The organism is Streptomyces sp. NBC_01217, assembly GCF_035994185.1.
Taxonomy (GTDB): Bacteria; Actinomycetota; Actinomycetes; order Streptomycetales; family Streptomycetaceae; genus Streptomyces.
Genome location: NZ_CP108538.1, coordinates 7424190 through 7445388, shown reverse-complemented (window position 1 = coordinate 7445388; position 21199 = coordinate 7424190). Strand labels below are relative to the sequence as shown.

Annotated in this window: 21 protein-coding genes; 13 read left to right on the top strand and 8 right to left on the bottom strand. The window is 71.4% G+C overall.

Features of this window, described 5'->3' with window-relative positions; genetic code table 11:
- Positions 1–8 precede the first annotated feature (8 nt).
- The 3 genes from murC to OG507_RS33275 all read right to left on the bottom strand — a co-directional run bounded on the left by murC (position 9) and on the right by OG507_RS33275 (position 2850).
- Complete coding sequence (gene murC, locus OG507_RS33285; protein WP_327370807.1) at positions 9–1403, bottom strand: UDP-N-acetylmuramate--L-alanine ligase; 1395 nt, start codon at positions 1401–1403, stop codon at positions 9–11.
- An 80-nt stretch (positions 1404–1483) separates the two neighbouring features.
- A complete protein-coding gene (locus OG507_RS33280) occupies positions 1484–1936 on the bottom strand; it encodes an indole-3-glycerol phosphate synthase (protein WP_327372184.1) in 453 nt (150 codons plus the stop codon).
- A gap of 149 nt (positions 1937–2085) precedes the next feature.
- Entirely contained in the window at positions 2086–2850 is a 765-nt protein-coding gene (locus OG507_RS33275; protein WP_327370806.1) for a pyrimidine reductase family protein, read from the bottom strand.
- Positions 2851–2887: 37 nt separating this feature from the next.
- Here OG507_RS33275 and zapE point away from each other — a divergent pair, with 37 nt between their 5' ends.
- From zapE to OG507_RS33260, 3 genes are all read left to right on the top strand, one after another.
- Entirely contained in the window at positions 2888–3979 is a 1092-nt protein-coding gene (zapE, locus tag OG507_RS33270; protein WP_327370805.1) for a cell division protein ZapE, read from the top strand.
- Positions 3980–4018: 39 nt separating this feature from the next.
- Positions 4019–4444, top strand: a complete 426-nt coding sequence (locus tag OG507_RS33265) for an OsmC family protein (protein WP_327370804.1) — start codon at positions 4019–4021, stop codon at positions 4442–4444.
- Positions 4445–4569: 125 nt separating this feature from the next.
- Positions 4570–5949, top strand: coding sequence for an alkaline phosphatase PhoX (locus OG507_RS33260; RefSeq protein WP_327370803.1), 1380 nt, complete (start codon positions 4570–4572; stop codon positions 5947–5949).
- Between the two features lie 51 nt (positions 5950–6000).
- Here the strand turns inward: OG507_RS33260 and OG507_RS33255 are convergent, their stop codons facing one another.
- Together OG507_RS33255 and OG507_RS33250 are read right to left on the bottom strand one after the other, a co-directional pair.
- Entirely contained in the window at positions 6001–6189 is a 189-nt protein-coding gene (locus tag OG507_RS33255; RefSeq protein WP_327370802.1) for a hypothetical protein, read from the bottom strand.
- Between the two features lie 34 nt (positions 6190–6223).
- Positions 6224–6901 (bottom strand): AIM24 family protein, encoded by a 678-nt coding sequence (locus OG507_RS33250; protein ID WP_327370801.1) that lies wholly within the window; start codon positions 6899–6901, stop codon positions 6224–6226.
- 63 nt (positions 6902–6964) lie between these two features.
- Here OG507_RS33250 and OG507_RS33245 point away from each other — a divergent pair, with 63 nt between their 5' ends.
- The 5 genes from OG507_RS33245 (at position 6965) to OG507_RS33225 (ending at position 11909) form a co-directional block, all read left to right on the top strand.
- Positions 6965–7702 carry an aminoacyl-tRNA hydrolase gene (locus tag OG507_RS33245; protein WP_442811124.1) on the top strand — a complete coding sequence of 246 codons (738 nt, stop codon included), beginning with the start codon at positions 6965–6967 and terminating at the stop codon, positions 7700–7702.
- A gap of 111 nt (positions 7703–7813) precedes the next feature.
- Entirely contained in the window at positions 7814–8560 is a 747-nt protein-coding gene (locus OG507_RS33240) for a DUF4142 domain-containing protein (RefSeq protein WP_327372183.1), read from the top strand.
- Between the two features lie 108 nt (positions 8561–8668).
- Complete coding sequence (locus OG507_RS33235) at positions 8669–9976, top strand: DUF692 domain-containing protein (protein WP_327370799.1); 1308 nt, start codon at positions 8669–8671, stop codon at positions 9974–9976.
- Between the two features lie 5 nt (positions 9977–9981).
- Positions 9982–11004, top strand: a complete 1023-nt coding sequence (locus tag OG507_RS33230) for a TIGR04222 domain-containing membrane protein (protein ID WP_327370798.1) — start codon at positions 9982–9984, stop codon at positions 11002–11004.
- 98 nt (positions 11005–11102) lie between these two features.
- Positions 11103–11909: a TIGR04222 domain-containing membrane protein gene (locus tag OG507_RS33225; protein WP_327370797.1), complete on the top strand. Its 807-nt coding sequence runs from the start codon at positions 11103–11105 to the stop codon at positions 11907–11909.
- A gap of 156 nt (positions 11910–12065) precedes the next feature.
- On the opposite strand, the gene hemQ is transcribed toward OG507_RS33225, so the two are convergent.
- Both hemQ and hemG read right to left on the bottom strand, forming a co-directional pair.
- On the bottom strand, positions 12066–12794 hold the full coding sequence (gene hemQ / locus OG507_RS33220; RefSeq protein ID WP_327370796.1) for a hydrogen peroxide-dependent heme synthase: 729 nt from the start codon (positions 12792–12794) through the stop codon (positions 12066–12068).
- Positions 12795–12798: 4 nt separating this feature from the next.
- Positions 12799–14286: a protoporphyrinogen oxidase gene (gene hemG, locus OG507_RS33215; RefSeq protein ID WP_327370795.1), complete on the bottom strand. Its 1488-nt coding sequence runs from the start codon at positions 14284–14286 to the stop codon at positions 12799–12801.
- A 127-nt stretch (positions 14287–14413) separates the two neighbouring features.
- Between hemG and OG507_RS33210 the strand changes: the two genes are divergently transcribed.
- Positions 14414–15394 carry a DUF4349 domain-containing protein gene (locus tag OG507_RS33210; protein ID WP_327370794.1) on the top strand — a complete coding sequence of 327 codons (981 nt, stop codon included), beginning with the start codon at positions 14414–14416 and terminating at the stop codon, positions 15392–15394.
- 37 nt (positions 15395–15431) lie between these two features.
- Positions 15432–16820: an FAD-dependent oxidoreductase gene (locus OG507_RS33205; RefSeq protein WP_327370793.1), complete on the top strand. Its 1389-nt coding sequence runs from the start codon at positions 15432–15434 to the stop codon at positions 16818–16820.
- A gap of 28 nt (positions 16821–16848) precedes the next feature.
- On the opposite strand, the gene hemE is transcribed toward OG507_RS33205, so the two are convergent.
- Complete coding sequence (hemE, locus tag OG507_RS33200) at positions 16849–17922, bottom strand: uroporphyrinogen decarboxylase (RefSeq protein WP_442811056.1); 1074 nt, start codon at positions 17920–17922, stop codon at positions 16849–16851.
- 91 nt (positions 17923–18013) lie between these two features.
- Here hemE and OG507_RS33195 point away from each other — a divergent pair, with 91 nt between their 5' ends.
- The 3 genes from OG507_RS33195 (at position 18014) to OG507_RS33185 (ending at position 20987) form a co-directional block, all read left to right on the top strand.
- Positions 18014–18673, top strand: coding sequence for a DUF3000 domain-containing protein (locus OG507_RS33195; RefSeq protein WP_327370792.1), 660 nt, complete (start codon positions 18014–18016; stop codon positions 18671–18673).
- A 259-nt stretch (positions 18674–18932) separates the two neighbouring features.
- Complete coding sequence (locus OG507_RS33190; RefSeq protein ID WP_024488613.1) at positions 18933–19595, top strand: helix-turn-helix transcriptional regulator; 663 nt, start codon at positions 18933–18935, stop codon at positions 19593–19595.
- 117 nt (positions 19596–19712) lie between these two features.
- Positions 19713–20987 (top strand): ribonuclease D, encoded by a 1275-nt coding sequence (locus OG507_RS33185; RefSeq protein WP_327370791.1) that lies wholly within the window; start codon positions 19713–19715, stop codon positions 20985–20987.
- Positions 20988–21199: the final 212 nt, after the last annotated feature.

Below are 21199 nucleotides of genomic sequence, written 5' to 3'. Positions count from 1 at the left end.
TCGCTCCCTCAGCTCGACAGGTGGTCCAGGATCTGCGGGCCGAGGTCCGTGACGTCGCCCGCGCCCATGGTGAGAACGAGGTCGCCGGGCTTCGCCATTCCCGCGACGGCCTCGGGGACCGCCGCCTTGTCGTGGACGGCGGTGACGTCGGCGCCCGCGGACCGCGCGGCGTCGATGATCAGGTCGCTGGTGATCCCGGGGATCGGGTCCTCGCGGGCCGGGTAGATGTCCAGGACCACGGAGGCGTCGGCCAGCGCGAGAGCCTGGCCCATCTCGGCGCCCAGCTCCTGGGTGCGGGAGAAGAGGTGGGGCTGGAAGACGACCAGGATGCGGGCGTCGGATGCGGCGCCGCGCATCGCTTCGAGGTCCGCGGTCATCTCGGTGGGGTGGTGTGCGTAGGAGTCGATGACCTGCACGCCCGCGGCCTCGCCCTTGAGCTGGAGGCGGCGCTTGACCCCGGTGTACTTGCCGAGGGCCGAGGCCAGGTTGTGCGCCGGGATACCGAGGGCGACACCGGCGGCGAGGGCCGCCACGGCGTTGAGCGCGTAGTGGCGGCCGGGCACGGAGACCGTGAACGTGAGGTACTTCCCGTTCAGGATCACCGTGACCTCGCTGGTCAGGCCGCGCGGGGTGATCTTGTGGACACGTACGTCGGCGGTCTCGGACTCGCCGTAGGTGACGACGTTCACCGAGGACCGGGCGCGCACCCGCTTCGTCAGCTCGACGGCGCCCGACTGGTCGGCGGAGATCACCAGGGTGCCATCGGGGACGATCTTGCCGGCGAACGTCTCGAAGGATTCGTAGATCTCGTCCATCGAGGCGTAGTTCGCGTGGTGGTCCAGCTCGACGTTGAGGACGATCGCGACCTCGGGGTCGTACTTCTGGAAGCTGCGGTCGCTCTCGTCCGCCTCGGCTACGAAGATCCGGCCCTCGCCGTGCGTGGCGTTGGTGCCGGGGCCCGCGAGGTCGCCGCCGATGGCGTACGAGGGGTCGAGGTTCAGCTCGGACAGGGCGACGGCCAGCATCGATGTGGTGGTCGTCTTGCCGTGCGTCCCGGCCACCGCGATGGCGCGCAGTCCGTCCATCAGGGAGGCGAGTGCGTCGGAGCGGTGCACGACGGGGACCGACAGCTCGGCGGCGCGCACCAGCTCCGGGTTGTCGGGGCGGATGGCGCTGGAGACGACCACGCACGAGGCGTCGTCCGCCAGATGTGCGGCGGCGTGCCCGATGTGGACGGTCGCCCCCAGCGCCCGCAGTGCCTGGGCGGTTCCCGACTCCTTGGCGTCGCTGCCCGCGACCTTCGCGCCACGCTGGGTGAGGATCTTGGCGATGCCCGACATTCCGGCGCCGCCGATGCCGATGAAGTGCGGCCGTTCCATGGCGGCAGGAATACCGGGTGCCATGCGTGTTCTCTCCCCAGAAGTTGAAGCCAGGAGTTGCAACCAGAGGTTGCAACCGGATGCTGCAATCAGACCCGCACAGCCTATTCGCTGTGCGCGAAGAGCTTGAGCACCGGGACGCCGACCTTGTGCCGGGCCCGGGACGCCCAGTCCCGGTGGAAGAACTCTTCCACGTAGTGCGGGGCGGTCAGCACGATGACCTCGTCCGCCTCCGCGTCGTCGACCACGGACTTCAGCTTGTCCAGCGGGTGCTCCTCGATCACCTGTCCGACCGCTTCGGAGCCCGCCTGCCGCAGGGCTCCGAGTGATACTTCGAGCGCCAGTTCGGCGGATTGCCGGGCATTCTTGCCCTCCGGCTCCGCACCCTCCCGGGCGGCCTCCTTCAGTTCGCCCATCGCCAGGTCGTCGATGGCCCGCAACAGCACATCGGCCTGGTCACCGCGCGGCTGCATGAGCACGACGAAGGAGGTCTGCTCCTCCCCGTGCAGGGTGGTGACGAACTCGACGTCCTCGGAAGTGAGGGCCTTCTCGATCATCAAAACGCTGGTGAACACCACGGGCGCCCTTCTTCTTCAGTGACCGTCACCGGTCTCTGCTGAAACCATCCTTCCCCGTGCTCGCACGGGGACTGCGAGACTAATTGTGCCCACCGGGAGCTAACCGGAACGGCAAATTCCGCCGATTGTCAGATCCGACGGTATCGGGTGAAGAGGAACCCGGCCTCTTCCAGCATCGATGCCAGGGCGAATCGTTCCGGCACGGCCACCGAGGGACCACCGGCGATCCGCTGCGCATCCCCGGCGGTCAGCATCGGCGAAAGGGTCAGACAGAGCTCGTCCAGCACCCCGGCCGCCACGAACTGGCCCAGCATCCTGGGCCCGCCCTCGGTCAGCAGCCGCTTGAGTCCGCGCTCCGCCAGCTCCCTTACGGCCCGGGCGGGGTCCACCCGGGTGCCCTCCCCCGCGATCACCACCTCGGCGCCCGCCCTGCGGGCCGCCTCGATCCGGTCCTCGGGGGCCCCGGTACCGGTCAGCACGAGCGTCGGGACGAGCGGCGAGACGAAGAGCGGCAACGAGAAGTCCAGGTCCAGGCTGCCGCTCACCACCGCGATCGCCGGTGCGGGCCCCTGCCCTGCCGCGGCCCGGCGGGCGGCGAAGGCCTCGCGGGCCCTGGCGGGCCGGTAGCCCTCCTGCCGTACGGTCTCCGCCCCCGCCACGACCACATCGGCGAGACCGCGCAGGGTGCCGAAGATCCGCATGTCGCTCTCGCAGGAGATCGGCTGCGAGCGCCCGTCGTGCTGGGCGGCGCCGTCGAGCGTCGAAACCATGTTGGCGCGCAGCCAGGGGCCGTCCTGTTCGGGGTACGCGTAGGCATCGGCGAGATCGCCCAGGCTCCACTCCCCCTCGTCGTCAGCCGGTGTCAGGTCGGTCACAGGGAAGAGGCGTCGCATGTTCTGCAGTCTGGCACGGCGCTTAAGGTGGAGAGTTGTGTCGTCCTCCACCGCCGTGCCTGGGCAGAGCCCCATAGCCGAAACGGCCCCGCTGTCCCTGTGCGCCCTTGAGCCGCGCGTCCCCGCCGACCGCCTGGTCGCCGAGATGGTGCCGCCGCCGCGCTTCGACTCCGTACGCTTCGATACGTATGTCCCGGACCCGAACCAGCCGAGCCAGGTCGAGGCGGTCGAGGTCCTGAGCGGCTTCGCGGCCGGGCTCGGCGGGGCGCACGCCACCGGCTCCGGTCGGCGCAAGTGGTTCAGCAGGAAGCCCGCGGCCCCCGCGGCGCCTCGCGGGGTCTACCTCGACGGCGGCTACGGCGTCGGCAAGACACACCTGCTGGCCTCCCTCTGGCACGCCACGCCCGCCGCGCCCTCACTGAAGGCGTTCGGCACCTTCGTGGAGCTGACAAACCTCGTGGGCGCCCTGGGCTTCCAGCAGACCGTGCAGACGCTGAGCGGGCACCGGCTGCTGTGCATCGACGAGTTCGAGCTGGACGACCCGGGCGACACGGTCCTGGTGTCCTCGCTGCTCAGCCGGCTGGTCGAGGCGGGGGTCGCGCTCGCCGCCACCTCCAACACGCTGCCCGGCAAGCTCGGTGAGGGCCGGTTCGCCGCCGCCGACTTCCTGCGGGAGATCCAGGGACTGTCCTCGCACTTCCGTCCGCTGCGGATCGACGGCGAGGACTACCGCCACCGCGGGCTGCCCGAGGCTCCCGCGCCGTACTCCGACGAGCAGGTCACCAAGGCCGCGTACGCCACCGAGGGCGCCAGCCTGGACGACTTCCCCTCACTCCTGGACCATCTCGCCCGGGTCCATCCCAGCCGCTACGGCGCGCTGACGGACGGCCTGCGGGCGGTCTGCCTCACCGAGGTCCAGCCGGTGCCGGACCAGTCGACCGCGCTGCGGCTCGTCGTCCTCGCCGACCGGCTGTACGACCGGGAGATCCCGGTGCTCGCCTCCGGGGTGCCGTTCGACCGGCTGTTCAGTGAGGAGATGCTGAACGGCGGGTACCGGAAGAAGTACTTCCGGGCGATCTCCCGGCTGACGGCACTGGCGCGCGACGCAAAGGGGCTGGTGGCGCAGTAGGTTCGGATGCGGCAACTCCACCATCCGAAGGGAACCAGCATGGCTACCACGCGTCAGGCGCACACGGTCTGGGAAGGCAACCTGATCGAGGGCAAGGGCGTCGTCACCTTCGACTCCTCCGGCATCGGCGAATACGAGGTCTCCTGGCCGTCCCGCGCGGAGAAGGCGAACGGCAGGACGAGCCCCGAGGAGCTCATCGCGGCCGCCCACTCCAGCTGCTTCTCGATGGCACTGTCCAACGGTCTGGCCACGGCCGGTACCCCGCCGACCCGGCTGAACACCCAGGCCGAGGTCACCTTCCAGCCCGGCACCGGCATCACCGGTATCCACCTCACCGTCCAGGGCGAGGTCCCGGGGCTCGACGAGGCGGGCTTCGTCAAGGCCGCCGAGGACGCCAAGGCGAACTGCCCGGTCAGCCAGGCGCTCACGGGCACGACGATCACGCTCACCGCGTCCCTGGCCTGATCCCACGGGCCCCTGCGGTCCCGTGACACGCATGAGCCCCGGTGACCCGCATGGTTCCCGCGCGACGATACGCGTGGTACACACATGCGGGTCACTTCTCCTGTCCGCCAGCAGGGAGTTGCCTCATGTCATCAGCAGCAGCACGACAACACGCAACACGACGACAGGTCCTGGCCGGCAGCGGCGCGGCCGTTGCCTCGGTCGCCTTCGCCGGGGCGTTCTGCGAACTCTTCGCGGGTACCGCCGCCGCCCGTGGCCACCACGGCTACGGCCCGCTCATCCCCGACCCCGACGGCCTGCTCGATCTCCCGAAGGGCTTCCGCTACCGGGTCCTGTCCCGGGAGGGCGACCCGCTCCGCTCCGGCGAGGGCCGGGTTCCCGGCAATCACGACGGCATGGCGGCCTTCGCGGGCCGGCACGGTCACGTCCGTCTCGTACGCAACCACGAGAACCGCAACACCGGAAAGAACCCGGTCCCGGCCGTCGAGGGCCTCACCTACGACCCGATGGGCAAGGGCGGCTGTACGGCCCTGGAGCTGGACGGCCGCAACAACGTCCTCGGCGAACGCGTCGCCATCGCCTGTACCGCGGTGAACTGCGCGGGTGGCCGCACCCCTTGGAACACCTGGCTGACCTGCGAGGAGACCGAGGACAAGGCCGGCACCAACGGCTACACCAAGGACCACGGCTTCGTCTTCGAGGTGGACGGCGCCGATCCGCGCCGCACCGGGGCCGTGCCGCTCACCGCGATGGGCCGCTTCCAGCACGAGGCGATCGCGATCGACCCGAAGAGCGGGATCGTGTACGAGACGGAGGACGCCTTCGACAGGCCGTTCGGGCTCTTCTACCGCTTCCTGCCGAGGAAACCGCTGGGCGGGACGGGCTCGCTGCGGGCCGGGGGCGATCTGGAGGCCATGCGGGTGCCGGGCGGCCCCGACCTCTCCGTGATCCAGGAGCCCGGTGCGAGCTTCGAGGGCATCGAGTGGGTGCCCGTACCCGATCCGCAGGCGGCCGGGACCCCGATCCGCTTCCAGGACTTCGGCCCGAAGGGCATCACCCACGCGCAGAAGCTGGAAGGCTGCTACTGGGGCGGGTCGTCGGTCTACTTCGTCTCCAGCTTCGCGCACAGCTCGCAGGGTTCGGCGGCCGACCACTACGGCCAGGTGTGGCGGTACGAGCCGAAGCGGCGCCGTCTCACGCTGGTGATCGTCTTCGGCCCCGGTACGGATCCGCAGCTGCCCGGCGAGTCCCCCGACAACATCTGCCTGGCCTCCGACGGCGGGCTGATGGTGTGCGAGGACGGCGACGGCGCGCAGCATGTCTTCGGCCTCACGCGGGCCGGCGAGGTGTACGCGATGGCGCGGGGCCGGCAGAACACCGGGACGCCCGAGGAGCCCGCGTGGGGCGAGTTCGCCGGGGTCACGTTCGCTCCGGACGGCGGGACGATGTTCGTCAACTGCTATGCGCCGGGCACGACGTTCGCGGTGACGGGACCGTGGCGCTGAGCCGCTGACGGACTCGATGCGCCGAGGTCCCGGCCCGTCCCCGCACCCGTCCTAGCCGGAGCACGCCGTGCGCTGGGCCTCCTGCCATTCACAGACCGGACAGAGTGTGATGCCCTTGACGGACTCCGGGTACTCGGTCGGTTTCCGGCACAGCACGCACTCTGCGTACGGAGGTCCGGCGGCGGGTGCGGGGGCCTTGTCCGGCGTCCCGCAGTACGCCTCGTCGATGCGCTCGTCCATGCGTACGAGCCTACTCAGTTCCCACCCGGCGGGTTCAGTTGGCCGACGCCTTCTCGGGCTTGAGCTCGCTGGGCCGCACGATCACGAATCCTTCCCCGTCCAGCCGCAGCTGGACGGCCTCTCCGGACCCGCCGCGCATCATGGAACCGAAGCTCTGCGAGCGGTGCAGCGAGGTGGTCAGGTTGGCGCTCCATCCCACCACCGCGTCCGTGTCGACGCACACCGGCTGCTGGGATGTGACGGGTATCACGATGGGGTGGCCCTCGCACATCAGACCGAGCTTCCCCTGTCCGGTGAAGACGGTGTTGAAGATCCCGCCGCCGGTCATCCCGGCGCCCTTCACGGTCTTGATCTCGTAGGAGAGCGTGGCGTCGAAACAGAGCACGTTGCGGCCGTTGATGGTGAGGACGTCGCCCTGCTCCACGTCCACGATGAAACAGTTGGCGGCCTCGTGCGCGAACCAGGCCTCGCCCTGTCCGCGGACCGCCATCAGCGGCAGCCCCTCGCCGGTGACGGCGCGCTTGAGCATGCCGCCCAGGCCCTGGCCCTTGCGCTCGAACTGCAGATCGCCGCGGAAGGCGATCATCGATCCCTGGCGGGCGTGCATCTCGCCGTTGACGGCGTACTTGATGGATTTGGTGTTCTGCAGGGTCATCCCGGGAGCGGTTGCCTGCTGCGCCATGTTCTCGCTGGAAAAAAGATCGCTCTTCATGCGGGGCATCCTCACCCGGAGCGATTCATTCCGCCAAGAAGCGGCTCTCGGGCGGCTGGCAGACTGGGACGGGTGAGCAGCAACGACAGCACTTCCCCGGTCCTCTCGGACTCCCCGTTCCAGTCCGAGCCGAACAGTCGCGACGACGCCAGGCAGTACGTACTGCCGCTGGTCGTGCACATCGAGAAGACGGCTCCCCCGGCCCGTACCGACGCAACTCGCACCGCCGCCCGCGCGGTGCTCGTGATGCTCTCCGACGAGCGCTCGGCCGGCGAGGGCGAGTGGGCGCAGGCGATGCGGGACTGGCAGGACGCCCGGATCCGCAAGGTGGTGCGCCGGGCGCGAGGCGCGGAGTGGCGCAGGGCCTGCGAGCTGCCCGGCATCACGGTCACGGGCGAGAGCGCCGAGGTGCGGGTCTTCCCGCCGGTGCCGCTGGACGGCTGGCCGAAGGAGCTGGCGAAGCTCCAGGTGTCGGGGACGGATCTGGACGACCCCGAGCCGCCTGCCGCGCCCGACCTCGCGGGCCCGGTGCTGTGGCTCAACCCCGAGCTGGACATGTCGGCGGGCAAGGCGATGGCACAGGCCGGGCACGGTGCGCAGCTCGCCTGGTGGGAGCTGTCGGACACGGAGCGCAAGGCGTGGCGCGAGACGGGCTTCGCGCTGTCGGTCGCCACTGCGGAGGCGGGCCGCTGGCAGGAGCTGACCGCGAGCGGGCTTCCGGTGGTGCGTGACGCCGGGTTCACCGAGATCGCTCCGGGCTCGTGCACGGTGGTCGCCGACCACCCCGCGCTGCGCGGCTGAACGGTGCGGGCGCGGGTCCGTTGAACATCCGGGTTCGGCAATACGTACTCCCCGGTACTGCCGCAGTGGCAGTATTCGACGCCGTCACGCCTCGGCCCGGGAGAGACCTTGCTGCGACGCATCAACGGAACGGCCCTCATCATCGCGGCGCTCGTCGCCACGCTCGGCGCGCTCGCCTATCCCGTCTGGTCCTATGCCGACCGGTCGGGGACCGGCCAGGCCAATCTGAACGCGTCGACCGTGGCCACCCAGTGGGGTCCGCTCTCCGCGACCGACCGGGACCTCCTGGTGAAGGTGCGCCTCGCCGGGCTCTGGGAGCTGCCCGCCGGGCAGCAGGCGATCGAGCGGGCGCCGAGCCAGGCGATCGTGGCCGCCGGGGACCATCTGGTGGTCGGGCACACGGATCTGGACCGCCGGGCGCGTGATGTGGCGGCCAAGCTCGGTGTGGAGCTGCCGAACCAGCCGACCGAGCAGCAGCAGGGCTGGCTGCGCGAGCTGACGGCGGCGCACGGCGAGGAGTACGAGCGCAAGTTCGCCAATCTGCTGAGGAACGCGCACGGCAAGGTCTTCGCGCTGATCGCCCAGGTCCGGCACACCACTCGCAACTCACTGATCCGGCAGCTGGCGACCGATGCCAACCAGACGGTGCTCGACCACATCACCATGCTGGAGGGCACCGGCCTGGTCGACTTCGACGCGATCGCACGCGAGGCCGCGGGCGCGGCGACGGCCAGCCCGACGGGCCCGCCCGCTCCGGCCGGCACGGTCGTACCCCCGCCGGTTCCCGCAGAGCCGACCGGGGACATGTCGTTCACCTCGCGCCCCTCCACGATGCCGATGCCGATGCCGATGCCCTGAGCGCCCCTGACCGGGAACCTCAAATCAACCTCTGAACGTCCCCCTTTTCGGATTCACCACCGCCCGCCGGGGCCATCAGCCCTGCACGGAGTGGAGGAGGGGGACGGCATGAAGCTGGGAATCGGCATCGGCTGGCGGCCGGAGATCGCGGACGCCGTGGAGGCACTGCCGGGGATCGACTGGGTGGAGGCGGTCGCCGAGAACATCTGCACCGACCATCTGCCCGATTCGCTGGTACGGCTCAGGGCGCGCGGGGTCACCGTCGTCCCGCACGGTGTCTCGCTGGGCCTCGGCGGGGCGGAGCGCCCCGACGCCGGCCGGCTCGCGGACCTCGCGGCCCGGGCCGGGCTGCTCTCCACGCCGCTGGTCACCGAGCACATCGCGTTCGTACGGGCCGGGGGGCCGCGCACCGTCTCGCCGGGGCTGGAAGCGGGCCATCTGCTGCCCGTGCCCCGAACCTGGGACGCGCTGGACGTGCTGTGCGAGAACGTACGGATCGCGCAGGACTCGCTGCCGGTACCGCTGGCGCTGGAGAACATCGCAGCGCTGATCTCCTGGCCCGACGAGGAACTGACGGAGGGGCAGTTCCTGGCGGAACTGGTCGAGCGCACCGGGGTCCGGCTGCTGATCGATGTCGCCAATCTGCACACCAACCACGTCAACCGCGGCGAGGACCCGGCCACCGCGCTCGACGAGCTGCCGGTGGAGGCCATCGCCTACGTCCATGTGGCGGGCGGCGTCGAGAAGGACGGCGTCTGGCACGACACCCACGCCCACCCCGTCACCCGGCCCGTGCTCGACGTCCTCGCCGAGCTCCGCTCCCGGGTCGACCCGCCCGGCGTGCTCCTGGAGCGCGACGACGACTTCCCGCCGGCCGAGGAGCTGGCGGGCGAACTGGCCACGATCCGCGCCACGCTGGACCGGGCGGCTCCGCCCGGCGCCGGTGGGCCGGCGCCCGCCGGGAAGCCGGCGCCGGGGCCGGCCCCGAGCGCCGGTCCGTCCCCGGAGTCCGTGCGCGACCGGCTGGCGGTCGCCCAGACCGCGCTGCTCTCCGCCCTCGTCGCGGGCACTCCCGCGCCGCGGGGCTTCGACCACCGCCGGCTCGGAGTCCAGAGCCGCGCCCTGGCCGCCAAGCGGGCCGGGGTCGTCGCCAAGGCGGCGCCCGAACTGCCTCAGATCCTGGGTGCCGGTTACCGGGACGCCTTCCTCGCATACGCCAGGACCCGTCCCATGTCCGCCGGTTACCGGCGCGACGCACTGGACTTCGCCGAGCAGCTGCTGATCGCCGGCCTGCCCGCCGACGCCGCGGCACGGCGCCGGCTGACCCACTGGTGGCAGGACCGGGCCGCCGCGCGACCGCCAGGCCGCTCCACCCGGCTGGTACGAGCTGCCCGCTCGGCCCTGGTCGGAAGGTGACCGGCATGAATGTCCTCGCAGTGCTGGTGGACCTCGCCGTCGCGGTCTCCTCGGTCCTCCTGATCGTGGGGCTCGTGCGCGCCCGTGGCGGATCCGGCGGTTCCGTACACGACCTCTTCGAGGTCGCCTTCCTGAACGGCGGTCCCGGCAGGGTGGTCGACACCGCGCTCACCGCGATGCAGACGGACGGGCGGCTCGTCATCGGCGGTCCGGGCATCGTCGCCGTCCAGCGGGCGGATGCCCGTGACCCGGTGGAGCGCGCGGTGCTCCAGGAGCACGCCATGGCCCCCAGCGGCGCGCTGCACACCCTGCGCGAGGCGGTGATGCGGCACCCCGCGGTGCAGGAGATCGGCGACGGGCTCGCGGCGCGCGGTCTGCTGGCCGCGCCCGCCGCGAGCCGGACGTGGCGCCGCTGGGGCATCACGCAGGGGCTGGTCTGCGTGCTGGCCATTCCGCTCACGGTCGTGCTGACGGTGGTGCAGTCCATGAACGACTACCCGGCCGGGGACTTCTCCGTACCGTTCGTCTTCAAGGTCCTCCCGGCCCTGCTGGTCGGCTTCCCCGTCGGCCTCGTCTGCGCCGCCGTCGCCCGCGGGCGCGTCACCGGTGCGGGGCGCCGGGCCGCCGAGGCGTACCGCACCGCCCACGCGTACGATCCGCACCCGGCCCATCTGGTGGCCACGCACGGGCTGCGGGCCCTGCCCGATCCCGTACTGCAGACGCAGCTCATCACAGCGGCCCGGATGCGCCCGACCGGGCAGCCGCGGTTCTCGGGTTCGCCGTCGTCCTCGGACTCGTCCGCCATGTTCGTCGTCCCGGCGGTGTGGTGTGCCGGAACGAGCCCCGGCAACGGCGGCTGCGGAAGCTCCAACGACGGCGGCGGAGGCAGTGGAGGGGGCGGCGGAGGCTGCAGTTCGGGGTCCGGTTGCGGTTCGGGGTCGAGCTGCGGCGGTTCGAGCGGCTCCAGTTGCTCCAGCAGCAGCGGTTCCAGCTGTGGCGGCGGGTCGAGTTGTGGCAGCAGTTCCTGAGCGACGGCGGCGTCCCGCTCCTCGGTCCCGCACCGCCGAACCGTCCGCATGGTGAACAGGCCATGGCTTTCCGTGCCCGCCTCGCATAGAAATCCGCCATGCTCTGGGTTCTGTTTCTGCTGGTGGCGTGGGGCGCGGCAGCCATCTCGTGCATCCGTCTCTGTATCGTCTCCGCCCGCACGGGGCTGCTGCCCGGCGCATCCGCGGATGCCGTACGGAAGGTGACGGACGGTCATGAACTGACGCTGTACGAGACCGCGTTCCTGGCCGGCGGTCCGCACCGGGTGGTCGATCTGGCCCTGGTCACCATGCATCTGCGGCGTCGGCTGCTGCTCGCCCACACCGGCTGGGCGACGGTCGTCGACCCGGAGGGCCGCGACGAGATGGAGCGCACGGTGATACGTGCCATCGGTCCGGAAGGGCAGTCACCGATACCGCCGGTACGGACGGCCGCGGCCACCACGGACACCATGCGCACTCTGGCCGACCGGCTCGTCACCGCGGGTCTGGCCGCCCCCGGCGCCGGAGCGGATGTCGGCGCCGCGGTCCGTGCGGTGCGGGGCGCGGCGCTGCTGGTGGTCGCGATGGGCGCGGTGGCACTGCTGATACCCGGTGGGGAGCGGAGCGCGGACGGCCCGGTGGTGTCACTGCTCGTCTGGTTCGGGCTGCCTCTCGCGCTGACCCTGGGATGCCTGATCATCGCCCGGATGGAGGTCCATCCGTACAGCTCCTGGGCCTCACCGGCCGGTCAGCGGCTGCTGGCCGCGAGCGAGATCCCGGCGGCGGACGCGGACCGTGATGTCCTGGCGGCGATTGCCGTACGGGGTGCGCGCGCCGTGAACGATCCGGCGCTGCGGGCCGCGCTCGAAAGCGGCTGCGGTGGCGGCCTTATCCGGGGCCGATGAGACTCCGGGGCCGATGAGAAAGAAGGGACCGGTGCGGCGCGCGGAAGGCGCACCGCACCGGAAACCGAACCCGGTGTCGCTGGACCGACGGGCGGCGCGGGACGCGCCGGTACCCGCCGTCTGATCTTCCGGGTTGGGGTGGTCGGAGCCCGCTCGCTACGCGAGCCCGGCCACCAGGTCTGCGACCGACTTCCTGCGCCCCGTGAAGAACGGAACCTCCTCGCGGACGTGCATCCGCGCCTCGGAGGCCCGCAGGTGACGCATCAGGTCGACGATGCGGTACAGCTCGTCCGCCTCGAAGGCGAGGACCCACTCGTAGTCGCCGAGCGAGAAGGAGGCGACGGTGTTGGCCCGGACGTCCGGGTAGCCGCGCGCCATCTTGCCGTGGTCCGCGAGCATCCGGCGGCGGTCCTCGTCCGGCAGCAGGTACCAGTCGTAGGAGCGCACGAAGGGGTAGACGCTGATGTAGTTGCGCGGCGTCTCGTCGGCCAGGAACGCCGGGATGTGCGACTTGTTGAACTCGGCGGGGCGGTGCAGCGCCATGTTCGACCAGACCGGCTCCAACGCCAGGCCCAGCTTCGTGCGCCGGAAGAGGTTGTACGCCTCCTGCAACTCGTCCGCGGTCTCGGCGTGCCACCAGATCATGAGGTCGGCGTCGGCACGCAGACCGGAGAGGTCGTAGGTGCCACGGACGGTGATGTCCTTCGCCGCGAGCTGGTCGAACAGCTCCTGGACCTCGTCGGCGTAGCCGGTCCGGTCCGCGGGCAGGACATCGCGCAGCTTGAAGACGGACCACAGCGTGTAGCGGATGACCTCGTTGAGGTCCTTGGCCTTCTTACCCGCGTTGGGGCCCTTGCTTGATTTCACAGTCTCAGGCGCACTCATACGGCTATTGTCCCGCCTCGCTCCGTGTGCCCTGAACCAGGGTCGACGTGGCGATGATCTCTTCCCCGGGTCCGGCGGTGAGGTCGGCCGCGATCTCGTCCGCGGCACGGTGGGCGCTCGCGATGCACGCCGGGATGCCGACGCCGTCGTAGACCGCTCCGCAGACCCGCAGCCCGGGGAGCTTGGCGACCTCGTCGCGGATCCGGGCGACCCGGGAGAGATGGCCCACGGGGTACTGGGGCAGTCCGCCGATCCACCGGGTGACCTCGGTGTCCACGGGCTTCGCGGCCAGTCCGGTCGCCTCGGCGAGGTCGCTCAGCGATACGTCGACCAGTTCGCTGTCCTCGCGGTGCAGGTGGTCCTCCTCGCCGTAGCGGCCGACGGAGGTGCGCAGGACGAACAGGTCGGGAGCGGAGTCCGCGACCCAGTTCCACTTGTGGGTGGAGAAGGTGGAGGCCTTGATCGTGCGGCCGTCGACCGGCGGTACGAGGAAGCCGGAGCGCCCTTCGAGTGCGCCGGTGGCGGCGACGTCGGAGCGGCGGAACGCCAGGGTGACGAGCGCCATCGACGCGTACTCGACACCGGCGAGCTCGGCGGAGGCGGCCGGGGACTCGGCGGCGAGCAGGGTGGAGGCGGACCAGGCGGGGGCTGCCAGCACGATGCCGTCGGCGGTGATCACCCGGGTGTCCGTACGGACGTCCCAGCCGTCGGCCCCACGGGTCAGGCCGAGGACGGGGGTGGCGGTCAGAATCTCCCCGCCGGCCGCGCGTACGGCGTCGGCGACCGCGTACGGCAGGGTGCCGATGCCGCCGTCGAGGCCCTGGAAGACCGGTCCGGTCCGCTGCTGGGCGGCGGCCCGTTCCTGGATGCGCTGTACGCCGTCGAGCAGCGAGCCGCCCTCGCGCACCACCTCGAAGAGCTGCGGTACGGCGGCGCGCATCGAGATCCGGTAGGCATCGCCCGCGTACACGCCGCCGAGCAGGGGTTCCACGAGCCGGTCGACGACCTCGCGGCCGAGCCGGTCGGCGACGTACGCGCCGACCGCGACGTCCTCGCCGACGGGGGTCGGGGTCAGGTCGCGCTCCTGCGCGATGCGGGCGAGGCCCTGAGGCGAGAGCACCCCGCCGAGGGCGGCCGGGTCGCCCGGTACGCCCATCACATGGCCCTTGGGCATGGGCCGCAGGGCGCCGCGCGTCCAGACCGACGCGGTGGCGGCGGCGGGTGGCTGGAGGCGGTCGCCGAGCCCGACGGCGTGGGCCAGTGCGACCGCTTCCGGGCGCCGGGCGAGTACCGACTCGGCGCCGAGGTCGACCTGGGTACCGGCGATCTCACCGGTCATGAGTTTGCCGCCGAGCCGGTCGGTGGCTTCTAGGAGGGTGACCCGCAGCCCGGCCCCGAGGAGCCGGTGAGCGGCGGCGAGACCGGCGATGCCGCCGCCGATGACGACGACATGACCCGTACCTGTGTCCGCGCGATTTGGTGAACGCTGCATGCCTCCACTCTCTCAAACCCCTTCCGAGTCCTGAACGTGACCGCTTCGAAACCGGTATACGGCAACCCGTGCCCCCACCCCGTACGTCGAACCGGCACCATCAACCACTCGCCCAGGGGGAGCAGTTATGCAGACAGTCCGTCATCCCGGCCGTTCGGCCATCCGTCGTTCGCGCACGGTCCTGGCCGCCGGTCTCCTGGCCGGCCTCCTCGCTCTGAGCGGCTGCGGCGGTGCGAGCGACTCGGGCTCCTCGGCCGACAAGAAGGCGCTTGCCCCGGCCGAGCAGGGCGCCGCCGCGGACACCTCGGCCGAGAAGCCCGCGCAGGGCGCGCGGGGAGCCGATGGTGCGCAGGCGCTGCCGAAGAAGCCCGACGCCCTGCCCACAGCCACCCATGTCATCCGTACCGCCTCGCTCTCCGTGGAGGTGAAGAGCGTGCCGAAGGCCGCCGCGGCGGCGCGCTCCGTCGCGGAGAGTGCGGGTGGCCTGGTCTCACGCGAGGAGACGGAGCGGGTCGATGACACACATGAGACGTCACATATCGTGCTGCGCGTTCCACAGGCCGAGTACGACGCGGTGCTGAAGGACCTCGCGGGCGCCGGGAAGCTGCTGTCCCGCACGTCGACCGCGAAGGACGTCACCGACCAGGTGGTCGACGTGGAGAGCCGGATCGCCACCCAGCGCGCGAGTGTGGCGCGGGTGCGCAAGCTGATGGACCGGGCCGAGAGGCTCACCGACGTGGTCGCGCTGGAAGGCGAACTGAGCAGCCGTCAGGCCTCCTTGGAGTCGCTGCTCGCCCAGCAGGAGTCGCTGAAGGACCGCACCACGCTGGCCACGATCACCCTCGACCTCTTCGAGCCGGAGACGGTGGTGAAGGACGACGACGACCCCGGGTTCCTGGACGCGCTCGGCGGCGGCTGGCACGCGTTCGTCACGATGCTGCGGTGGCTCGCGATGGCGGTGGGCGCAGCGGCCCCGTTCCTGGCCGCGGTCGCCGTGCTCCTGCTGCTGTGGCGGCTGCTCAGCAAGCGGCTGCCCGGACGCCGTGCGGCGAGGACGCCCGAGCCGGCCGAGCCGGCCGAGTCCTCGTCCACGCCCCCGGCGTCGTAGCGTGGGCCCTTCGGACTCGGTGTCGAAGGGACCAGGCATGACGGCGGAGCGACTGGTGGTCATCGGTGGTGACGCGGCGGGCATGTCCGCCGCGTCCCAGGCCCGCAGGCTCAAGGGCCCCGACGAGTTGAGCATCGTGGCCTTCGAGCGGGGCCATTTCACCTCGTACTCCGCCTGCGGCATCCCGTACTGGGTCAGCGGCGACGTCCCGGAGCGGGACGACCTCATCGCCCGTACGCCGAAGGAGCACCGGGCCCGCGACATCGACCTGCGGATGCGCACCGAGGTCACCGAGATCGATGTCGCCGGGCAGCGGGTGCGGGCCGTGGACCGGGAGAGCCGTGAGACGTACTGGACGGGCTTCGACAAGCTGGTGATCGCGACGGGGGCCCGCCCGGTGCGTCCGGCGCTGCCCGGCATGGACGCGCCCGGGGTGCACGGGGTGCAGACACTGGACGACGGGCAGGCGCTGCTGGATTCGCTGGACCGGATGGCGCCGGGGCGCAGGCGGGCGGTCGTCGTCGGGGCGGGCTACATCGGCGTCGAGATGGCGGAGGCGATGCTGAAGCGCGGCTTCGAGGTTACCGTGCTCAACCGCGGCGAGCAGCCAATGGCGACGCTCGACCCCGACATGGGGCGGCTGGTCCACGAAGCGATGGACGGTCTGGGCATCACCACGGTCAACCGGGCCGAGGTCACCGCGATCCGCACCGGTCCGGACGGCCGGGTCCGCGCGGTCGCCGCGGGCGACATCTCCTATCCGGCGGACGTGGTGGTGCTCGGCATCGGCGTGGAGCCGGAGACGACGCTGGCGCGCGCCGTCGGCCTTCCGCTGGGGCCGCACGGCGGGCTGCTCACCGATCTGTCGATGCGGGTGGTCGGGCACGAGAACATCTGGGCGGGCGGCGACTGCGTCGAGGTCCTGGACCTGGTGGCGGGCCGTACCCGCCATATCGCGCTGGGCACCCATGCCAATAAGCACGGCCAGGTCATCGGGTCGAATGTGGGCGGCGGCTACGGGACGTTCCCCGGGGTGGTGGGCACCGCGGTGAGCAAGGTGTGCGATCTGGAGATCGCCCGCACCGGGCTGCGCGAGAAGGACGCCCGCTCGGTGGGCCTTCGGTTCGTCACGGCGACGATCGAGTCGACGGGCCGGGCGGGCTACTACCCGGGGGCGCAGCCGATGACGGTGAAGATGCTCGCGGAGTACCGCACGGGGCGGCTGCTCGGTGTGCAGATCGTGGGCCGGGACGGGGCGGCCAAGCGCGTGGACATCGCGGCCGTGGCGCTCACGGCCGGGATGACGGTGGACCAGATGACCGCCCTGGACCTGGGCTACGCCCCGCCGTTCTCACCGGTGTGGGATCCCGTCCTGGTGGCGGCCCGCAAGGCGGTGGGGGCGGTGCGCCGGGCGGGCACCGCCTGAGTGCGCGGTGCCCGGTGACCCTCTGCCCTCAGCGCGCGGTCCGCTCGTGCACGTACTCCACGAGGCGGGTCAGCGCGTCCGGGTCCATCGACGGCATCACGCCGTGGCCGAGGTTGAAGACGTGGCCCTCCAGTCCGGCGGCCGCGTCCAGTACCTCCTGGGCCTTCTCCTGAACCGTCGCCGTCGGCGCGAACAGCACCGCGGGGTCGAGGTTGCCCTGGAGCGCCTTGCCGGGGCCGACGCGGCGCGCGGCCTCGTCCATCGGGACCCGCCAGTCGACGCCGACGACGTCCGCCCCGGCCTCGCCCATCAGGCCGAGCAGCTCGCCGGTGCCGACACCGAAGTGGATGCGCGGGACCCCGTACTCGGCGACGGCCTCGAAGACCTTCGCCGAGGCGGGGAGCACCGAACGTCGGTAGTCGGCGGGAGCCAGCGCGCCCACCCAGGAGTCGAAGAGCTGGACCGCGGAGACACCGGCCTCGATCTGCACCTTGAGGAAGGCGCCGGTGATCTCGGCGAGCCGGTCGAGCAGATCCGCCCAGAGCTGCGGGTCGCCGTACATCAGGGCCTTGGTGTGCTCGTGGTTGCGGGACGGGCCGCCCTCCACGAGGTAGCTGGCGAGGGTGAACGGCGCGCCCGCGAACCCGATGAGGGGGGTGGCGCCCAGCTCGGCGGTGAGCAGCCCGATGGCCTCGGTGACGTAGGTGACGTCCTCGGGCGTGAGGTCGCGCAACTGGGCCAGATCGGCGCGGGTGCGGATCGGATCGGCGATGACCGGGCCGACGCCGGGCTTGATGTCGAGGTCGATCCCGATGGCCTTGAGGGGTACGACGATGTCGCTGAAGTAGATCGCGGCGTCGACCTTGTGACGGCGGACGGGCTGCATCGTGATCTCCGCGACCAGCTCCGGCATCATGCAGGAGTCGAGCATCCCGATGCCCTCGCGCACCTTCAGGTACTCGGGCAGCGAACGCCCCGCCTGGCGCATGAACCAGACCGGCGTGTGCGGCACGGGCTCGCGCCGGCACGCCTTCAGGAACGCCGACTCATGGGTGGCGGATGTCTGCGTCTGCTGGCCCATGGGGCGATCGTTGGCACTCACACCGAGAATCTTCGCACGAAGCCGTAAGCCGCCGGGCCCGCCCGGGTGTCCCTCCCTGCGCGAGGCTCCGGTTCCGCCTACTCTTCCCCGCATGGCTCCGGCTCAGGGACAGTTCTCCGATCAATCCGATGGCGCTGACAGCAAGGACAGCGCGGAGGGTGGTTCCGTCCCGCCCGCGTTCCGTTCGGCGGTGGACGCGCTGCGCTCGGCGCGGCTGCGTCCCGAGCTGGAGGTGGAGGCGACGCGGCCGCCGAAGCGGCTCGCTCCGTTCGCGTACGCCCTGGAGGCCGCGGTCGTCGAGGGCGAGGACGATCTCGCCGACGGCCGTCTCGTACTGCTCCATGATCCGGCCGGGCACGAGTCCTGGCACGGCACCTTCCGTCTGGTGACGCTGGTACGGGCCGAGCTGGAGCCGGAGATGGCCTCCGATCCGCTGCTGCCGGAGGTGTGCTGGTCGTGGCTGACCGGTGCGCTGGAGGCGCGCGGTCTGTCGTACGGGGAGGCGGGCGGCACGGTGACCCGGGCGGGATCGCACTACTTCGGCGCGCTGGCCACGAGGCGTCCGGCGACGCAGATCGAGATCCGGGCGTCGTGGACGCCGCGCGAGGGCCGTGGCGGGGTGCCGGACACGGGGGCGCATCTGATGGCGTGGGGGGATCTGCTGTGTCAGATCGCCGGTCTGCCGCCGTCGGACCCGGCCGATGCGGCGGTGGTGACACTCCCCCAGCGGCGCGGCCCCCAGGTTTCCTGAATCTGTCCTGATTCCGTCCTCAACCGCCTTGACCTCTCCCCTTGTCGGTAACGCTGCGTCACAACTGTCGCGGAGTTACCGGCATTTTTTACGTACAATCGATCGCTCGTCCGATTTGCCCGAATTGTTACTCACCAAATAGTGATCTTCCTCTAAAGGAGGACGGGTCTGCTGCCGAAGAGGTCAATGACCCTTCAAGCACGGTTCGCCCCGGCTTCATCCCCGAGCCGGCCCGTCCCGCCACTCCCCAGGAGGCCTGGTGTCCGTTCTCCTAGAGCAGCCCGCAAGCCTGGTCGCCTACCGCCCGAACAAGCCGACGGCCATGGTCGTCGTGGCCGACCCGCGCGTCCGTTCCACCGTCACCCGCCATCTGTGGGCACTCGGAGTACGTGACGTCATCGAGGCGTCGTCCATCGCGGAGGCTCGTCCCCGCGTCGGCAATCCACGCGACATCTGCGTAGCCGACGTCCATCTGCCCGACGGTTCCGGGCTGACCCTGTTGTCCGAGACCCGAGCCGCCGGCTGGCCGAACGGCCTCGCCCTCTCCGCCGCCGATGACATCGGCGCCGTACGCAACGCCCTCGCGGGCGGCGTGAAGGGCTATGTCGTCACCGGCACCCGAACCAATATCGGCCACCCCACCCGTCCCGGCGTCGCCCCCATCGGCGCCAATGCCGCCCGTATGCACCGCCGGCCCCCCGGCACCCCGAGCCACCCGGGCGGCTACCGCGAACTGTCCGGCCGCGAGGTCGAGGTCCTCCGGCTGGTCGCCGAAGGCCAGTCCAACAAGGCCATCGGCGTCTCCATGGGCCTGTCCGCCCTGACCGTCAAGAGCCACCTCGCCCGAATCGCCCGCAAGCTCGGCACCGGAGACCGTGCGGGAATGGTCGCCGTCGCCCTGCGAACGGGCATCATCCACTGAACCCCGCATCCCGGCAGGTATCCGCAGCCATGCGGACCGGCTGGTTTACATTCATCGGCGCCCGTCGACGGAACGTTCCGTCGACGGGCGCCGCACATACACAGATACCCTTGACACGTGACCGACGCCCAAGAGACCGCAGCAGACACTTCACTGCGAACCACCGGGGGCGCTCCCCCGGACGACGTCGCCCCGGCGCCGATCCCCCTGCTCGAACCTCGAGAGGGCATTCCCCCGGTGGTGGCATCCGACGACGCCCTCGCCCGGGTGATCGCCGCTTTCGCCGCGGGCTCCGGCCCGGTGGCCGTCGATGCCGAGCGCGCCTCCGGCTACCGCTACGGCCAGCGTGCCTATCTCGTGCAGCTGCGCCGTGACGGCGCGGGCAGCGCACTGATCGACCCGGTCGGCTGCCCCGACCTCTCCGGGCTCGGAGAGGCCCTGCACGGCAGCGAATGGATCCTGCACGCCGCCACTCAGGACCTGCCCTGTCTGCGCGAAATAGGGATGACTCCCACCGGGCTCTTCGACACGGAGCTGGCCGGAAGGCTGGCCGGATTCCCCCGCGTCGGCCTCGGCGCCATGGTCGAGAGCGTGCTCGGGTACTCGCTGGAGAAGGGCCACTCCGCCGTCGACTGGTCCACCCGCCCGCTGCCCGACCCCTGGCTGCGCTACGCGGCGCTCGACGTCGAGCTGCTGATCGACCTGCGCAACGCCCTGGAGAACGAGCTCGACCAGCAGGGCAAGCTGGAATGGGCGCGCGAGGAGTTCGACGCGATCGCCTCGGCGCCGCCCGCTCCCCCGCGCAAGGACCCGTGGCGCCGCACCTCCGGCATGCACAAGGTCCGCCGCCGCCGTCAGATGGCGGTGGTACGGGAGCTGTGGACCGCCCGTGACCAGGTCGCCCGGCGCCGGGACATCTCGCCCGGCAAAGTGCTGGGCGACGCCGCGATCGTCGAGGCGGCGCTCGCGCTCCCGCCCAACACACATGCGCTGACCGCGCTGCCCGGATTCGGCCACCGCATGGGGCGGCGGCAGCTGGAGCAGTGGCAGGCCGCCATCGACCGGGCCAAGGCGCTGCCGGACGCCGAGCTCCCGCAGCCCGGCCAGACGGTGGCCGGTCCGCCGCCGCCGCGCGCCTGGGCGGACAAGGACCCGGCGGCAGCGGCCCGGCTGTCGGCCGCCCGCACCGCGGTGTCGGAGCTCGCCGAACGGCTGCACATGCCGCAGGAGAACCTGATCACCCCGGACACGGTGCGCCGGGTCTGCTGGGAGCCGCCGAAGCATCCGACCCCGGATGCGATCGAGTCCGCGCTCACCGCGTACGGCGCGCGGCGCTGGCAGATCGAGCAGGTGGCCCCGCTGCTGGTCCGCGCGCTGCTGTCGGTGGCCTGAAGGGTCGCCTTCGAGGGTCGTAATCACGCCAGGTTGCGCGGCCTGCGGCCGCACGCCGTCCCGATCGCCGGACGGGCCGTTCTCTCGGCCCTGTCCGGCGATTGCCGTTTCGGCCCCTGCGGCGATTGAGGACGAAACGGTCCTCGCGTACAGCCCGCCCGCATGTGACCTTCGCCGCTCCCGCCACAGGGGCTGGGCAGCCTGGTTACCCG

Coding starts and splice junctions, on each gene's coding strand:
- murC (WP_327370807.1), bottom strand. CDS start 1,403: ATGGCACCCGGTATTCCTGCCGCCATGGAACGGCCGCACTTCATCGGC.
- OG507_RS33280 (WP_327372184.1), bottom strand. CDS start 1,936: ATGATCGAGAAGGCCCTCACTTCCGAGGACGTCGAGTTCGTCACCACC.
- OG507_RS33275 (WP_327370806.1), bottom strand. CDS start 2,850: ATGCGACGCCTCTTCCCTGTGACCGACCTGACACCGGCTGACGACGAG.
- OG507_RS33265 (WP_327370804.1), top strand. CDS start 4,019: ATGGCTACCACGCGTCAGGCGCACACGGTCTGGGAAGGCAACCTGATC.
- OG507_RS33260 (WP_327370803.1), top strand. CDS start 4,570: ATGTCATCAGCAGCAGCACGACAACACGCAACACGACGACAGGTCCTG.
- OG507_RS33255 (WP_327370802.1), bottom strand. CDS start 6,189: ATGGACGAGCGCATCGACGAGGCGTACTGCGGGACGCCGGACAAGGCC.
- OG507_RS33250 (WP_327370801.1), bottom strand. CDS start 6,901: ATGAAGAGCGATCTTTTTTCCAGCGAGAACATGGCGCAGCAGGCAACC.
- OG507_RS33235 (WP_327370799.1), top strand. CDS start 8,669: ATGAAGCTGGGAATCGGCATCGGCTGGCGGCCGGAGATCGCGGACGCC.
- OG507_RS33230 (WP_327370798.1), top strand. CDS start 9,982: ATGAATGTCCTCGCAGTGCTGGTGGACCTCGCCGTCGCGGTCTCCTCG.
- OG507_RS33225 (WP_327370797.1), top strand. CDS start 11,103: ATGCTCTGGGTTCTGTTTCTGCTGGTGGCGTGGGGCGCGGCAGCCATC.
- hemQ (WP_327370796.1), bottom strand. CDS start 12,794: ATGAGTGCGCCTGAGACTGTGAAATCAAGCAAGGGCCCCAACGCGGGT.
- hemG (WP_327370795.1), bottom strand. CDS start 14,286: ATGCAGCGTTCACCAAATCGCGCGGACACAGGTACGGGTCATGTCGTC.
- OG507_RS33210 (WP_327370794.1), top strand. CDS start 14,414: ATGCAGACAGTCCGTCATCCCGGCCGTTCGGCCATCCGTCGTTCGCGC.
- OG507_RS33205 (WP_327370793.1), top strand. CDS start 15,432: ATGACGGCGGAGCGACTGGTGGTCATCGGTGGTGACGCGGCGGGCATG.
- OG507_RS33195 (WP_327370792.1), top strand. CDS start 18,014: ATGGCTCCGGCTCAGGGACAGTTCTCCGATCAATCCGATGGCGCTGAC.